General features: G+C 53.5%; 12 protein-coding genes. 2 read left to right on the forward strand and 10 right to left on the reverse strand.

The genetic code is table 11. The features are described 5' to 3' along the window. Window positions 1-361 precede the first annotated feature (361 nt). From ACYVJT_RS12730 to ACYVJT_RS12775, 10 genes are all read right to left on the reverse strand, one after another. The gene (locus ACYVJT_RS12730) at window positions 362-2,818 is read right to left on the reverse strand and encodes a glycosyltransferase (protein WP_343959719.1); all 2,457 of its coding nucleotides are present in this window, start codon (window positions 2,816-2,818) and stop codon (window positions 362-364) included. A 2-nt stretch (window positions 2,819-2,820) separates the two neighbouring features. Continuing rightward, window positions 2,821-5,505 carry a glycosyltransferase gene (locus ACYVJT_RS12735; protein ID WP_343959717.1) on the reverse strand — a complete coding sequence of 895 codons (2,685 nt, stop codon included), beginning with the start codon at window positions 5,503-5,505 and terminating at the stop codon, window positions 2,821-2,823. Between the two features lie 43 nt (window positions 5,506-5,548). Next, complete coding sequence (locus ACYVJT_RS12740; protein ID WP_343959715.1) at window positions 5,549-5,911, reverse strand: hypothetical protein; 363 nt, start codon at window positions 5,909-5,911, stop codon at window positions 5,549-5,551. A gap of 11 nt (window positions 5,912-5,922) precedes the next feature. Then, a complete protein-coding gene (wecC, locus tag ACYVJT_RS12745) occupies window positions 5,923-7,176 on the reverse strand; it encodes a UDP-N-acetyl-D-mannosamine dehydrogenase (RefSeq protein ID WP_343959713.1) in 1,254 nt (417 codons plus the stop codon). Window positions 7,177-7,295: 119 nt separating this feature from the next. Then, the gene (locus ACYVJT_RS12750; protein WP_343959711.1) at window positions 7,296-10,235 is read right to left on the reverse strand and encodes a glycosyltransferase; all 2,940 of its coding nucleotides are present in this window, start codon (window positions 10,233-10,235) and stop codon (window positions 7,296-7,298) included. Further along, complete coding sequence (locus ACYVJT_RS12755; protein WP_343959709.1) at window positions 10,232-11,317, reverse strand: LCP family protein; 1,086 nt, start codon at window positions 11,315-11,317, stop codon at window positions 10,232-10,234. The genes ACYVJT_RS12750 and ACYVJT_RS12755 overlap by 4 nt, the downstream gene beginning before the upstream one ends. 55 nt (window positions 11,318-11,372) lie before the next feature. After that, window positions 11,373-12,272 carry a bifunctional DNA-formamidopyrimidine glycosylase/DNA-(apurinic or apyrimidinic site) lyase gene (mutM, locus tag ACYVJT_RS12760; protein ID WP_343959707.1) on the reverse strand — a complete coding sequence of 300 codons (900 nt, stop codon included), beginning with the start codon at window positions 12,270-12,272 and terminating at the stop codon, window positions 11,373-11,375. Further along, complete coding sequence (rnc, locus tag ACYVJT_RS12765; RefSeq protein ID WP_343959705.1) at window positions 12,265-12,993, reverse strand: ribonuclease III; 729 nt, start codon at window positions 12,991-12,993, stop codon at window positions 12,265-12,267. The genes mutM and rnc overlap by 8 nt, the downstream gene beginning before the upstream one ends. Before the next feature lies 1 nt (window position 12,994). Then, window positions 12,995-13,198: a 50S ribosomal protein L32 gene (rpmF, locus tag ACYVJT_RS12770; protein ID WP_343959703.1), complete on the reverse strand. Its 204-nt coding sequence runs from the start codon at window positions 13,196-13,198 to the stop codon at window positions 12,995-12,997. 2 nt (window positions 13,199-13,200) lie between these two features. Then, on the reverse strand, window positions 13,201-13,812 hold the full coding sequence (locus ACYVJT_RS12775) for a YceD family protein (RefSeq protein ID WP_343959701.1): 612 nt from the start codon (window positions 13,810-13,812) through the stop codon (window positions 13,201-13,203). A gap of 323 nt (window positions 13,813-14,135) precedes the next feature. On the opposite strand from ACYVJT_RS12775, the gene ACYVJT_RS12780 reads away from it, so the two are divergent. Both ACYVJT_RS12780 and ACYVJT_RS12785 read left to right on the forward strand, forming a co-directional pair. Next, window positions 14,136-14,828, forward strand: coding sequence for a TetR/AcrR family transcriptional regulator (locus ACYVJT_RS12780; RefSeq protein ID WP_343959698.1), 693 nt, complete (start codon window positions 14,136-14,138; stop codon window positions 14,826-14,828). Further along, on the forward strand, window positions 14,825-15,763 hold the full coding sequence (locus ACYVJT_RS12785) for an ABC transporter ATP-binding protein (protein WP_343959696.1): 939 nt from the start codon (window positions 14,825-14,827) through the stop codon (window positions 15,761-15,763). The genes ACYVJT_RS12780 and ACYVJT_RS12785 overlap by 4 nt, the downstream gene beginning before the upstream one ends. Window position 15,764: the final 1 nt, after the last annotated feature.

A 15,764-nucleotide genomic window follows, 5' to 3' on the forward strand; every position in this document is an offset into this window, starting at 1 on the left:
TGTTCATCCGTCAGCGTCTGATATCGAGAAGTAGAAGCATGACTCATACCTCCACTCTGAACGATAAATCATCGCACATATAGGAGACACGCCCTAACAGGATCGTCGTCACATTCACGATAATCGCACCAAAAATGAGAAGAATCGCGACAACCCACCAACCCGACGCTGCTGCGAGGGTTCCTAAGACACCCAAGACGAATAGAGCCCCAACTGTTGATATACCGAGATTTCGCAAATTGCTCACTCTATGCCGTCCGATCTTCTCGTATGCGTGCAAACACCCTAATAAAGCTTATGATCTCACATAAGTTTTCGCTACTAACAAACCACTCAGGTAGTACGTAACGTCGTGGAAGCGTCAGTGCATGTGTTCGTACGCTTTTACAAACGTCTCAACAACATTCTCCCAGTTCCGATTCTCGACGACCCAATGACGGCCAGCATCGCCGAGCGCTGTCCTGAGTGAACTGTCGACAGAAAGCTCGCGAATGGCACGGGCAAAGTCTTGTACGTTGCCACTTTCGAAGACAATGCCGCGTTCATCATTACCAACGATTTCTTTGAGCGGTGCTACATCGCTCACTATTATCGGTTTTGCTAGGGCTAGCGCTTCGAATGGCTTGAGCGGGGTGATGGTTTCAGTAGCTCCCGTTGAGATTCGCGGGTATACCAAAACATCCATGAGCTTGTACTGTTCCATGACTTGTTCATGTGGGACTCTTCCGGTGAGAGTAAAGAATTCTTCGAGTCCCTCATTGATAATCCTGGAACGAATGTGGTTGAAGCGTAAGCCATCCCCAACCATGAGAGCGTGTACAGCTTCGCCTTGGGTCCTAAGTTGATGAACTACATCCACTAAGTCGTCGAGGCCTTCATAATCTGCAAAACTGCCCAAGTAACCAATGGTAAACGTCTCGTGCGGCTCTGATTCCATCGGCACGAAATTGTCAACATTCACCGCGTTATGGGCAATGTGAATCTTTTCGGCGGCCACACCACGATCGATAGCTATCTGGCGAACGGCTTCGTTCATCACGACGAGTTGATCAGCATTCGTCATCGTGATTGTTTCCGCTAGTTCAGCAAATGGAGAGCGCTTGAGTAGGTTAGATTCGTGCTCCCGATCTTGGTACACCAGTTCCCAGAGTCCGCTGACTTCGTACAGAACCTGGAGACCAAGCTGGCGGGCTGCGATAAGCGCCGGAAGCGCAATCAAGAAGGTCGATCGCACATGGACGGTAGCGATACCGCGTTCTTCAAACACTTGCCTGAACGGTTCCACGAACGACATCAGGTATTTGATTTCACCGTGACTACGGTTCACCCCCGTATCAGACAGACGCTGATACTCAACATCGTCGACCACGACGCTAGTTGGTTGAGTAAGCGTTCCCGAGGGAAAACCAGGACGAGTTACAGCAGAAATATTGATGCCGTGCTCTCGGAGTGAACGCAAGATACCGTGAGCACGGATTGCATAACCACCGGTCTGGTCAGGAACAGACGCATGAGTTACACAAAGAATCCCTTCCGGTGCGCTCACAGTGGTAGAAGTGACCTTATCGGGAAGGTTATCGAGTGTTGCAAAGAGCCCTAGCGCGGCTTCTGCTTCGCTACGGAAGAATTCAAATACCGGTTCAGATCTGTGTGGGTTGTCCTTGATGTATGCCAGCACATCACGGAAGCGATTCTCGTCTAAGAGTTGAGCCCCTCGGATCACCTGTTTGTAGAATCCGTTTTCTGCGGTAGTTACTGACGCACTCTTGCGAGTTGGCCATGAACGCGAAACAAAGTGCAATGCCAACCGGGAGCGAAACTCGGTGACTCGTCTACTAGCCGGTAATTGTTCAAGGAAACCAAGAGCTAAGGCACGAACATCTTCAGCTTGATAGGAGGTCCGTGCTGCAGAGAACTCACGTTGTCTAAAGCCCCAAATAGGATGCGAAGGGATCAATGCACGCACAAGACCCCCGTCGAGAGGAGCTAGTTGAATACCTTCCCTGAGTAACCCGCTCAGCGCAAGGAGCACGCTAATTTGGTCGAATATCTTCTCGCTACCAAGCCCGTGCAGGTGCTGTGCTGTATGTTGTTCATAAATACGCCAGCGGTCCTGATGATCGGCCTCCAACGTAATGTTCCAATGTGGCGCCCACACATTGGCTGGAGACGTCTCTGTGAACGTGTCAGCTTTTTGGCTCTGTTCTGCGTCCATAACAATATATGGGGCTGCCAACACTCGGTGAAGTATCTCTGCCCACCGTTCATGTTCACTAGAGAACGTGAGCACGGCAAGCTGAAATATTCGAATGTCGTTATCGAAGTAATGCGCCATGAGGGCGATGATGTCGTCGATCTGAATTCTGTTCAGATCCGACTCGTACAGAATATCGGCGATGTGTTCTATATTCCGTGTCCACACAGGTGCGCCAGAAATCCGCACATTTGTGCCGTCGCCAATCAGACACCAATCTTTAATGGAGTAGGTGGTGTACCCCCGGCTCTCCCGAAGTCTTTTGAAGTAATCAGCGAGTTCTGGCCTATCGCGCAGGACAGCTTCAGTATCGGCAATCTTTGCCAGGACACGTGGTGCATAGCTGTCCCACCCTGTTCTACGCACGGTATCCAGGAGGACCAGCGCATCACTGACGTTCTCGAGCTGGGCGATGAGACGGTGCAGGAGCAATTCTTGGACAGCACTGTGGGATTCACCCGCTATCGAGGAAAAGAATCGAAGTTGCTCGTAACCCTGAATCTTCTTCTTGTTCGAAGTCAGTAGGCCAGCAACATACTGCCGTTCCCAATCTGGTCGTGCCATACCTAGTTGTCCTCGCTCGCAGTATGCCGTTGTGACTCGCCCACGGTCTCACTCCAAAATTGTTGAGCTTCTTCAGATGCCCATTCGTGGTCACCATACATTCGCCCGAGCTCCGCGATCGTAGTCACCGCTCGGGCACGCTGGTCTTCGGGCACGTCTGCTAGTTTGCGTAAATACCAACCGGTAAAGAATGTTTCCATACGAGTTTGGCGGTACTCATCCAGTAAACCGACTTCGGATAGCCATTCACTTCGGGCGCGCTCCAGTGGCAAATACTTGTCGAAGAACTTCGCGTTCACTGTGTTCACCACAGAATTTTCGACTTGCGCATAATACGTATGAGCTGCCATTTTCACGATCGCGAATTGGTCTGCGTAATACAGCATTTGTTGGAAGAAGTACGAATCCTGTCCTACTGCCCCGACGGGCTGCGTAATGCCAGTGCCCCTCAACCAGTCAGTGCGAGCCACAAGCGCTTGGATGCTAATTGGCATGAACTGCATGTCGACTAACGCTTGGCGTCCGCCTGAGGCTACGTGTCCTTCTATGTCTAACCGGGTTTGAAGGAATTTCGTATAACGCACGGCACTATTTGCGCCACGCCACCGAGTCATGTCGCCAACTGCAAAATCTACGCCAGATTCGATAGCTGTGTGCAGCAGCTTGACGTACGCGTCATTGAGCGCTTCATTGTCTGGATCCAAATACGTCACATATTCGCATGAGGCGATTTCGAGGCCTTTGTTCCTAGGCCGAGAGGCGCTTCCTGAACCGCCTGCTTCAAACCGGTGAACGGTTACCCACGGCAACTCACGTTCGAGCTTCTCAATAGCATGAATCGTTTCGATATCAGTTGAACCATCATCAACAAGCACGATTTCCATTTGCTCGAAAATGCTGGAACGACGAAGCGACGCGATGCACTTGTGCAGAAGATGCGGCCCATTGTTATAGATCGGTACGACCACTGAAAGGATTGGGGGCCTCGCTCTAGTCTTCCGAGGGGCCACGTCGATACTTTCATGTCGAGCGCTGACACCGACCTCATCGATCTGATAACCCGGTCGAGGATCGATGCCATGCGGGATCTCACCTAGGAATTCGGCCCCCAGACTGTTTGTCTTCACAGGAACCATGTAGGAGTGCCGTGATGAAGAATCTGCAGGGTTAAAGGGTGAAACCTTTTCCACTGTGAGAGCGTCGGTATAACGGAACGCGTTGACCAAATCTTCCACGTGTGTGGGAGCATATTCATGTTCCGTGCCCATATGCACGACGATGTCAGCACGCTCTGCCAACTCTGTAGTTGACCGACTTTCCGACGAGTCGACGACGCTAGTGATGTTGCCATACGTCTGCTGGGCAATCGCTTGTGCCAGATGTTCATCATGGTCGTGATGCACGACTGTAACTCGTGGCTCCGCTACCTTCGCGTCGAGGCCGACTGTTTCAATGATCTTGGCTACGCGCATGATTGCTAAATCACGAGAGAACACAGCCCGTATACCAGCCGCTTGCGCTTCGCGAACATCTTTTGGCTTCAACCGATCCAGTGCTGCCAGAGTGTCCGTATACCCATTACTGATATGTACGTGGGGGTACCGTGAGTTCAGGCCGACATTATAGTTGCTCAGCACAAACGTTCCCTGGGCTTGCAGCTCAATAGCCCGATTTGCGAACATCGATGAGGAATTCTGCACAGAGTTCAAATTGACACTGACATCAACGACCCGTTGGATATCTAGGAGCTGTTGGTGATCAATTGATGGGGTCACACTATGTGCAAATCGGTTTGGGAATTTGTACCTCGAATCATCGAGGTAGGAGTTTCGATCAAACACCAGTAAATCGTAGTTCTTGGACGCAACCACGGCATCGAGGATGTCGCCACCCCACCGGCTCCGGTCTTCGTATTTATGGTTGAACCACGACCCTGCGAAAGGGACCACGCGATTCAGGCTCCCCTGTTGACTCCCAATGGGCGAATGATTCTTCGGATTGATGCCAAAAGGCAGAACATCGACGGACCGAGCATCAGGACAGTCTGCCTGGTATTTCGGTATCATCTCTGCTGCGGAGGTGAAAACGTAGTCTGCCTGCTGTGCAAATGGCAGGAAGTGATTATAATTCGGCGGATCTTCTTTCGAGTAAAAGACGATCGGGATATCAAGCTGCCGATAAAAAGGAAGGATCTCGTCGAAGAGCAAAGCTCGTTTTTCACTGCTCTTTGTTGTGACGCCCTTCCACGACACGTCATCGACACCGCGCCAGGTCGAGACCAGCAGCAATATATCAATGTCAGCGTGCTGCGCATAGTTGCCCGGATAAATTGGGTAGAAGTCAGCTAGACCGTCAAAGCTCTTAAAAAGAAAAAGATCAGAGATGATTCCAATCTTCGTCGTGAATGGTCTATTCGCGATCCCACTACTTGTTGGCGGTAGCTCCGTAATCTGTTCAAGCATCGCGGCACGTAACTCGTCTCCAGACGGCGCGGTAAACGCGTGCTGTAAACGCTCAGTCACTTGATGCGACTGGACGGCTGCAATCCGTTCTAGATCACCTAGGCGCTCTAAATTGCGGTATGTGTGCTTACGCTGCGTGCCTGTCTCTTGTTGGGCCTCGAGTTCATCCAGGCGCTTCTGCAATACGTCGAATCGACGAACAGAGGATTTTGGAGACAAGGCCATGAATGCGACACCTTCTGTGGGATTACGGTGCGTTTAGCACACACTATTTGCCGATATTTTTAAGTCCGTGGTACGCCCGATGGACACCAGGCAGTTTGCCGAGGCCTCCACGGACTTTCTGCTTCAGCGTGCGGTTCTTTCGGTTTGTTGCGCCGCCGGTCTGCTGCAGTTCGTTTGCAAGTTCTGACCCGTCTACAAGCCTGGACAAGAGAGCTTTCGCATCGCTTACTCGCGCTGGTTGCTTGTGTTGCAGATATACCCACAACAGGTCGTTTTCCAAACGGAGGTCGCGTTCGTTTTCCAAGGCGTTCTTGAGTTCGTCTTGGAGACGTTGCTGTGCATCGACTTCTTCTAACAGTCGCTGCTGGAGAATTTCGATGCTTGCTTCTTCAAGATTCTTGGTCATATTGGAGCAGTCTACTTGCTTGTGCGCCATTGGCCGCGGGTGTCGATAACGCGTTTCTTATACGCGATAGGTCCAAGATCAGCGAAGGCTGCGTGGTCGACAAGCAGCACGATGATGTCGGCACGTTCGATGGCCTCATTGACTTCAGTCAACGTGAGGTTATCGCGGTTCTGCAGACGCTCTGGCAGCTCATCAACATGCGGTTCAACGCTGAGAATCTTTGATGCAGTGAATTGATCCGACAGTGCTTCGGTAATATTCAACGCTGGTGATTCACGCAGGTCATCGATATTTGGCTTGAACGCAAGACCCAATGTCGCCACAACCGGCGCACGACCGGTTTCCTGCTGCACATCGAAGGCCGCAGCTTTGACCTGCTGGACCACCCACTCGGGTTTGGCATCGTTGATCTCACGAGCACTACGAATAATCGTCGCGGTATCCGGGGCAGCAGCAACGATAAACCAAGGATCCACCGCGATGCAGTGCCCACCAACACCTGGACCAGGCTGCAAAATATTCACTCGCGGGTGACGGTTGGCAAGTTCAATGACCTCCCAGACATCGACGCCGATCTCGTCACTGATCATCGACAACTCATTAGCAAACGCGATATTCACGTCGCGGAAGGAGTTCTCCACCAATTTCGACATCTCAGCAGTCCGAGTATTGGTCGTCACCAACTCAGCTTCACAGAATGTGCGGTACAACGCCACCGCCCGCTCAGCAGCCTCTGGGGTCGAGCCACCAATGATACGGTCATTGGTCACCAGCTCACGCATGACCTGACCGGGCAGCACACGCTCTGGAGCATGGGCGAACTGCAACGTGCCCTTTTCTGCCAGATCAGGGCGCTCTGCAAGGATGACATCCGCCATCCGGTCCGTAGCGCCCGGAGGAGAAGTCGATTCCAGAATCACCAGTTCATCACCAGTGAGCTGCCTAGCCAGCGTCCGGCCGGCGGAGTCGATATATGACAGGTCCGGGGTCTTATCCGCCATAAACGGGGTGGGAACGGCCACGATGTATGCGTCTGCGGCAGGGGTGTCTGTCGAAGCAGTCAAGCGACCGGCAGTGACGTTGCGTTCAACGAAATCACCAAGCTCTGGTTCCACAAACGGCACACTGCCGGCATTAATGGCATCGACGGTGTGCTGGTTGACGTCTACGCCGTGTACACGCAGACCATTATCGGCCAAGATCGCGGCAGTCGGCAGACCGATATAGCCCAGACCGATCACGGCAACACTGGAAATGTTCGACATTCACTATCCTTTTCACGGCATAAAACGACCCGTTATGTAACCCAAGTCGACAAAGACTCAAAGTTATCCAGCAGTCCATTATAAGTCAAAACAACGAATGGTGAGACTGCCTAAGCAATTCAGAAAGTATTTTGTTCTTCAGATAATAAGATCTTTTCGTACAACTCGTTATATTTCGCGGCATTTGCTTGCCAGGTACGTTCTTCCAGTACCCATTCCCGGCCGGCATTTCCCATCTGCTGGGCACGCTGTGGATCCTCGAGCAAACTGCCGATCGCTTCAGCCCAGGCTACCGGATCTTCAGCAGGTACCAACAGACCAGTTTTACCGTGGTTTACCAGTTCCGATAAAGCAGGCAAGTCCGAAGCAATGACCGGTTTGGCACTGGCTGAGGCTTCCACAGATTTCATCGGAGTCACGGTTCTTGTGACCTCAGTCGAGATTCTTGGCACAACGAAAATATCGAGAGCTTGGTGATACAGGTGAGATTCGTCTCGATCAACACGGCCCGGAGTAAATATTTTGTCAGCGATCCCGAATCTTTTTGCTGTTTCGATAATGTTCGGGAGTGCTGTGCCATCGCCAACGATGAGCAGGCGCAGTTTTGATCTGTTTTGCATGAGGGTGGCGGCAGCTTCGACGACGGTTTCGATACCCTCATACGGCACGAGTGAGCTGACAGTACCTACGTACTCGAGTTCTGGATCAAGTCCGAGTTTTATTCGAGCTCGTGTGGTCTCCCCTGGGGTTTCAAGGAATTGTCCGCCGACCGCATTTGGCGTCAGCACGATTTCGTCTTCATTCGCGCCAAATTGCACGAGGCTGTGCTTCATCTGCTCACCCAGGGTCACAAGACCATCGGCAGCGAGCGTGGCATCCTGTTCGCGAGCCTTAAACAACCGGTAGTAGTCGGTATTCACAGCATCATCGGCACGCGTAGAGGCCCACGTATCGGCTAATTGGCCACGTACCTCGTAAATCCATGGGATACCGACTGCTTTTGCTACGGCTTCCACGACGACGGCATTAATCCAGTGCGTTGTGGTGTGCAGCATGGCCGGTCGTTTCTCGAGGACGTGCTCAAGCAGCATTTCTGCGTTCTGCTGGAGTCGTTCGCTAAAATGCGCTTCCAGCTGCGTTGGAAGTAAACGGCGGTAGCCAATGCCATCAACAACGTCGTGGTACTCGGCCAACAACGCACCGGTCGTGATGGGCCACCCGATACGTGTCACAGCAGATACGTCCCAGCCGAGTTCTTGAAGCGCCAGCATGGTCGAATGTGAGCGTTGTGCATATCCCGAAGGAGTATGTGGCAGAGAGTTGGTCAGCACGTGCAGTACGCGGTTTGTGATTGGTTTATAGCTCGTGATCGTTTCAAGCTGTGGTTTTACGCCTTGGAAGCTTGCTAACTCAGAAGACCATCGTGCAACGGTCTTGCGTTCCCGTTCTGCCGTCTGCATGAGTTCAACGGCTTGTTCCATGCTGCCGCAGGTCCATGCCATCCAGGCCCGTGCAGCTTTCAAACCTTTGGTGGTTGGCCTCACGCGTTCTAATAACCACTGTGCGGTGTCTAGATCGCCCAGCGCGATGAACACCCGTGCGTAATCAACAATCTTCCGGTCGGATCCCCGCTTACCCAGCAGTTCAATTGCTTGGTCTTTGAGTTCGTCAGTTCGTCCGGCAACAGCCTTGCCCACCGCAGAAACAGTATCCAACGGGCCACCACGGACTTGTGAGGCAGCGTTAGCGATCGGTTCCCGAAGATGCTGCGGCAAGCGGCGCAGCACAAGCAGACCAAAGAGGGCCCGGTTGTTTTTCAGATGCTCGAGTGCTGCGGTCGCTGAAATAGAAGCTGCGGTTGTCGATCGTTTCAAAAGACTCGGTGCTTTGTGTTCATGTACGTTTCGTTGCAAGACTGAATCCAGTTTCTCGATTTGTGCCGTATCGGATGCGTGTTCCGCTACCCAGGCACGACCGGCATCTTGGGTCGGAGTGGACTGCGGGTCTGCTGCGAGGCGAAGCCATGTGTCTGCCAGTGCTCGAGCATTGTCTTCGACAATTTCGTGATCACCGGCCTGTGACAAAATGGCTTGCGTTTCACCGCATACGATTCCGGTGACGTGTTTGCCATAAGACAGTAGTTCATAAGTCTTGGAGGGAACTGTGTGAGCGAAACTTGCCCAGTCAGCACGCAGTGTCACCAGGCATGTATCTGCCCACTGGTAGTGCTGGGTCGTCTGTTTGCCAAAGGAGGCTGGCAGCGTTTCAACCGGATTGCCGGCTGCAGCATTCAGCTGCTGCAAGAGTGGTTTTTGGGTGCCCTCCCCCACGAAACGAACCCGAATATCTGGATTCTCCTGGCGGGCCAGCTTTGCTGCTTCAATGACGAGTTCTAACTGCTGCGACTCGCCATGGTTGCCCAGGTACAACACGTTGAGTTCACCGGGTTGGCGCGTACGTGCTGCTACCACCGGTATGTGCTCAATTGATCGGCTGTTAGACACTACCTCCACAGGTGGCATATCGCGTTGCGCGAGGGTCTGGCCAAACCCTTTGGTGACGGTGACGAGTTGGTCTGCGGATCGCTGGATTCGCGTGATGGCTTCGGCGACTATTGAGCCAAAAATTTTGCCGCCACTGGCAGATTCGAAAATCAGGTCCGGCCATGCATCCCGCATCTCAACCACGTAGGGCACGCCCTTAACCCAGGCAATCAACCGTCCAGCGACCAAGTTTGGCAGCGCAGGCACCGTGGCAACAACAACATCGGTGTCGGTGGTCATCGACATCGGAACCGCGGCTGCTGCATGGATGACTGCTCGTGCGAGTCGTCCGACGCGACTATCCGGTAGGAAACTGACATCCGGGGTTCGCCGAACCGTCAGGTACGGCTCGGCATCTTGTGATGCATCAACATAGCGTGGATCAGCCGGTGGGGTGAGCACCTCAACCTGCCATCCCGCCTGGGTAAGTCCGACTAAAAATTTTTTCCAGCGACGCTGGGGCGCGGTGGATTCAGGAGAATACGAGTGTGTGACAAGGAGCAAACGGCGGGTCACTGGGAAACTTCTTCTCCCGGTTCCGCTGTGACTTGCTCACCGGATTCGTCCGTTGCACCTTCGAGTTCTTCGTTTTCAGCTCGTTCTTCTAGTTCTTGAACGTAGTCGGCCATGGTGCCTTCATCCATCGCGCTACGGATATCTACTAGTGCTTCTTCATCGGGCCACACGACCGACGCGCCACCCGCAGTCGTGCCGGTGCCTGCGTTCGGAATCGTAAAGCTGGTGATATTTGATGGTCGCAATTCACTCATGGACATGCCGTAGCCCACCAACGTTTCGGCATCGAGTGATTCATCCACCGTCAAATACGGGCTAAATGAGCTGACCATGCCCGAGATCTTTGAAGGGTCGGTCAGTGTTTCGGAGCCTAAGACCTGGCTCGCGAGCCCGGTGAGGAATTTTTGCTGGTTCTTGACCCGCTGGTAGTCGCCATCTGTGAACGCCTTGCGCTCACGAACAAACCGCAACGCGTCGGTACCCTCCAAACGAATGTTGCCCTCTGGATAATACGACGGGTGCACCTGTCCTGCAGAGAAGGCCATATCATTATCAATCTCTACACCACCCAGCGCGGTGGTGAGTTCGCTGAAGCCATCAAAATCAACAATGACCATGTGATCAATATCAGCCCCGGTCAGACCTTCAACGGTTTCAATCGTTTTTGGATAGCCACCGTGTGACTGCGCAGCGTTGACTTTCGACATGCCAACTTCTGGGATTTCTACCCATAGGTCGCGCATAATCGACATGACAAACATCTCATCCCGCGATTCAGGGATATGGACGAGCATCATCGTGTCTGATCGCTGCTCTTCAGCTGCTTCATCTTCTCGCGCGTCAGAGCCCAATACCAAGATGTTCATTTCGCCATCTTCAAAGGCTTCTACCGAGTGATCGATGCCGGTCTCGATGGTCTCACTGTTGGTATCGAAGTCTTGGGCCAGTTGTGCAGAAAACCCAGAAGCCGCTGCCACCGTTGCACCAGTTACCAACGCTACGGAGCCGATAATGGACCAGGCAGCGCCGCGCCGTGGCAGGCGTACGCGGCCAGCTCGCTTCGGCGTTGGCGGTTTGCGCATTACTAGGCAGCTTCTTTCTGTATGGTCACACGGTCATACACGAGTATAAACCCTTTCACCAGCGCGCTCGGCGAGGCACCGGTTGGCATTTCGGACAGTAGTATGAAGACCGGTTCATAAATTTACTGCGCGTAATCAGTGTTTCCACGCCAGCATCCTGGCAGCGATAACACGGTTGCCCTTGTCGTCCGTATACGTTCAGGGACCGTTCAAAGTACCCTGATTCTCCACTTACGTTAACATAGAGCGCATCAAATGAGGTTCCACCCTGCGCTAACGCTAATCTCATGACCTGTTCGGCAGCTTGATACACCCTGGAGACTTCCTTGCGAGTCAGCGTCTCGGTGGGTCGGGCAAAGTGCAGTTCGGCTCGAAAGAGCGCCTCATCGGCATAAATGTTGCCAATGCCTGACGACAGTGATTGATCTAACAGGGCCCGCTTGAGACTGGACTTGCGTTTGCGTAACGCTCGGAAGATCGCCTCGAGGTCAAAGTGTTCATCGAGTGGGTCGCGGCCAATATGCGCTACGGTGCTCGGGATGTGCTGTGCAGGGTGATCGTGGGTCGGCACCAGCGTGTCGAGGTACATGCCGCCGAAGATGCGCTGATCAACGAACCGAAGCTCTCGTGTGGTGTCGCCGGAGGTGACCGTGATCCGGATTTTGAGGTGCTTTCGATCTGGCAGGTCGGGGTCAGCTACCAGAACCTGTCCGGACATGCCGAGCTGCACCACGATGGCTTGGTAGCCTTCAGCAAATGGAATCCAGAGGTATTTGCCGCGGCGCTGGGCAGGACGCAATTGTTGGCCCACCAGTTTGGCCGTAAAGTCTTCTGAGCCTGGCTGGTGGCGGCGCAAGCTGCGCGGATCCAGGATTTCAACAGCGGTGATCTGGGCGTTGGTGGCCCATTGGTGAATCCCGCGTCGCACGACTTCAACTTCGGGCAGTTCAGGCATCTGGCGGGTTCTCAATATCGCTGAGGCTGCGCCAAGCGGCCAGTCGTTCAGCGTCCTTTTTGGTTTTAGCTTCGGCGCTGGCGTATTCGACCCCGCCAACGGTCAGTGTCGCGGTAAAGGTGCGATCGTGATCGGGACCTATGGCTTGCATCCGGTATTCAATGGCACCGAGGTTATGTTTGTCGACTGCGATTTGCACCAGGGTTTTCCAGTCTTTGCCCGCGCCCATGACGGCGTCATTTTCGAGCAGCGGGATGACGTGGTCTTTGACAATAACCCAGGCAGCGTCGTAGCCGGCATACAGGTAGGTGGCACCGATGAGTGCTTCGAACGTGTCGGCCAGGATGGAGTCTTTGTTCCCGCCGTGGGTTCTGATTTCCCCTTCACCCAAAAAAATGTGGGGGCCGAGGTTGATGCCTCGGGCCACGTGAGCGAGTGCAACCGTAGAGACGATGGAGGCCCGCTTTTTGGCGAGCTCGCTTTCGGCTTCATCCTGGAAGGTTTTGTAGAGGTAGTCGGTGACTAGGACACCGAGTACAGCGTCGCCGAGAAACTCCAGCCGCTCGTTGGTGGGCAGTCCGTCGTGTTCGAATGCGTACGAGCGGTGTGTTAACGCAAGACGAAGCATCTCGGTATCAAAATGTACACCGAGATGCTTCGTTAAGTGATCTACTGTGTTCTCAGCTGCCCATTTGGGCGTTGGTTTTGCTGAGCGAGCCACTTTAGATGTCTGCGACTTTGCGGCCTTTGTATTCCATGAAGAGTGGAGTGCCGGCCGAGTCTGATACAACGTGTGCCTGGTGTGGCAGACGGTAGTCTACTTTGCCATTCTCGACGACTTTCACCAGTTTCGGAGCGGTAGCTTTCCACTGGGCACGACGTGAGCGTGTGTTTGAACGGGACATTTTCCGTTTTGGTACAGCCACTGTTATCTCTTTTCTTGTTGCTCGGGATTTTCAGATGAAGTTTCTTCGGACGTATTGTCCGAAACAAAGTTAGCCAATGCAGCCCAACGTGGGTCCAGCTGTTCGTGGTGGTGATCTGGTTCCGCTTCTTCAAGACGGATGCCACACTGATCACACAGGCCTTCGCAGTCTGGTGAACACCGGGGTTGGAACGGTAACGAGGTTACCAGCGCATCGCGCATAATCGGCTCAATATTGACCAAGCCGTGTTCCACCATGTGTTGTTCGTCCTCTTCAACCATGGGATCGAACTCAAACTGGAACAGTTCTTGGATATCAATGGTGACCGGTTCAGTAATGGGATCTAAACACCGTGAGCACTGCCCTGTGAGCGTGCCGTCAACGGTGCCGGATACCAAAATGCCTTCGTGGACTGAGTCGAGTCGAACATCCACCTGCATTGCTGATCCTTGTTCAACTCCGAGGAGAGGAACCGAGAGTTCAGCGGGGGCCGGCCAGGTGATTTCAGTATGTTCTGAAGCACCTGGACTATCGATCAACTCGGTGACCGACATGACCCACGGTTTTGCTGCATCAGGAGATGGTACTCCTGATTGAATTGTCGTTTCTGACATGAGCTCCACCTCCTGGTTTGCTCATATAAAGAGTCTAATACGTTGCCGGTCTATACCGGATGCATGAATATTCTGGCGTCACCAAAATTCAGTCAAGGCCAGCCCACTACCCTAATTGATAATTGGGCAAACTCAAAATTGCCGCAGATTGTATAACCGGTACAGAGCAGCATGTATTCCAAGCCCGTCGTCTTGACCGAATCTTTGAACGAATCACCGCTGGCGTTCAGCCCTATTGCCGGCTGAACAGCCGTTCAACTATTCTGCGAAGACGAACGCTGAACGCGGGTTCAGCCCGGTGGGACTGCGAGAGGACACAGCAGATGGCATACCACTACTGCGGAACAGAAAAGCTCAATCCTGACGTACCCGAGCCTGATGCTCGACACAGAATTCTTGAGGCAGCCGTCGAGCTGTACGGCGAATATGGATTCGACACCGTGACGCTGAAACATATTGCGCAGCATGCGGCAGTATCGGCTCCGTTGGTGATCCATCATTTCGGGTCGAGTGCTGGGCTACGGCAAGCCTGCGACAGATATGTCGCCGAACAGCACCGCAAGACCAAAACTGAAGCCGTCCATATGTCAGGACCCATGCCACGCAACTATGCGCTCGAGATATTCCAGGCGCATCGGCACCTGTTGAAGTATTTTTTGCGCGCATTCGCAGCAGGTGGCCCAGAGATGGATGCTCTGTTCGACAAACTCGTAGACGACTCCTTGGAATACACTGCCGAGGCCGAAGCACTCGGCCTGGTCTATCCCAGCGCAGAGCCGCGTCGACGCGCCGTCATCATGTTGCTCCAGGCCTTTGGCTCCTTGATATTGCACCGCCAGATGAAGCGTCATCTTGGCGCCTCCCCGGTAGATGATTCGCCCGAAAGTATTGCTCCCTATATGGAAGCGGTCCTGGAGTTATACACCCAACCGGTGCTCAACGCTGAAATGTACGAGGAGCTTATGCACTCCCAGAACCAGCACACTCAACACCACACAGAAGGGACTTCGTCATGACCGACGCAGCACCAGTTATATATGCTCACGGGCTGGAGAAATCCTTCGGCCCGGTCCAAGCACTCAACGACTTACATCTGGATATCGCCCCGGGTGAGGTTCATGGTTACCTCGGCCCCAACGGTGCCGGCAAGTCTGTCACCATGCGCATTTTGTTGGGGTTGCTACGCCCCGATGCTGGCACAGTCCAGGTCTTTGGTCGGAATCCTTGGACGCATGCGGTGGAGCTACACAAGCGGCTTGCCTATGTGCCCGGTGATGTTGAACTGTGGCCCAATCTCACCGGCGGCGAAGTGATCGACATGTTCCTGCGATTGCGCGGTCATCGCAACCGGCAGCGTCGTGAAGAGCTCATCGAACGCTTCAATCTCGATCCGCGAAAGAAGGCCCGCACCTACTCCAAGGGAAACCGCCAGAAAGTGGCGCTGATTGCCGCCTTGGCGTCAGATGTCGACTTACTGCTGTTGGATGAGCCAACCGCTGGCCTGGACCCGCTGATGGAAGCGGTCTTTCAAGAAGTCATCAGCGAAGTCAAAGCAGAGGGCCGTTCTGTCTTACTTTCCAGCCACATTCTGGCCCAGGTCGAAGCACTGTCTGACCGCATCTCCATTATCCGCAACGGCCATATCGTGGAATCTGGCACGCTGTCTGACCTGCGGCACATGACCCGGACCACCATCGAAGTCGACGCCGTCGGATCAACTGACCAGCTAGCCGAGCAATCATTCATTCACGATCTGCGTCAGCACGGTGAATACACCAGCTTCGAGGTCGACGGTGATCACGTCCAGCAGGTCATGGAGATGCTGACCCAATTGCAGATCCGCTCGATCCAGGCTCATCCCCCAACGCTAGAACAGCTGCTTATGCGTCATTACGGCGACGACCTCGCCGCCCGCGGTGTCGATGAAATGATCACAAAGAAGGTGTCTTGAC

It is taken from the genome of Yaniella soli, from assembly GCF_054782375.1.

Excerpts from the sequence above, each read along its gene's own strand:
- ACYVJT_RS12730 (WP_343959719.1), bottom strand. The coding sequence starts at position 2,818 with ATGGCACGACCAGATTGGGAACGGCAGTATGTTGCTGGCCTACTGACT.
- ACYVJT_RS12735 (WP_343959717.1), bottom strand. The coding sequence starts at position 5,505 with ATGGCCTTGTCTCCAAAATCCTCTGTTCGTCGATTCGACGTATTGCAG.
- ACYVJT_RS12740 (WP_343959715.1), bottom strand. The coding sequence starts at position 5,911 with ATGACCAAGAATCTTGAAGAAGCAAGCATCGAAATTCTCCAGCAGCGA.
- wecC (WP_343959713.1), bottom strand. The coding sequence starts at position 7,176 with ATGTCGAACATTTCCAGTGTTGCCGTGATCGGTCTGGGCTATATCGGT.
- ACYVJT_RS12755 (WP_343959709.1), bottom strand. The coding sequence starts at position 11,317 with ATGCGCAAACCGCCAACGCCGAAGCGAGCTGGCCGCGTACGCCTGCCA.
- mutM (WP_343959707.1), bottom strand. The coding sequence starts at position 12,272 with ATGCCTGAACTGCCCGAAGTTGAAGTCGTGCGACGCGGGATTCACCAA.
- ACYVJT_RS12775 (WP_343959701.1), bottom strand. The coding sequence starts at position 13,812 with ATGTCAGAAACGACAATTCAATCAGGAGTACCATCTCCTGATGCAGCA.
- ACYVJT_RS12780 (WP_343959698.1), top strand. The coding sequence starts at position 14,136 with ATGGCATACCACTACTGCGGAACAGAAAAGCTCAATCCTGACGTACCC.
- ACYVJT_RS12785 (WP_343959696.1), top strand. The coding sequence starts at position 14,825 with ATGACCGACGCAGCACCAGTTATATATGCTCACGGGCTGGAGAAATCC.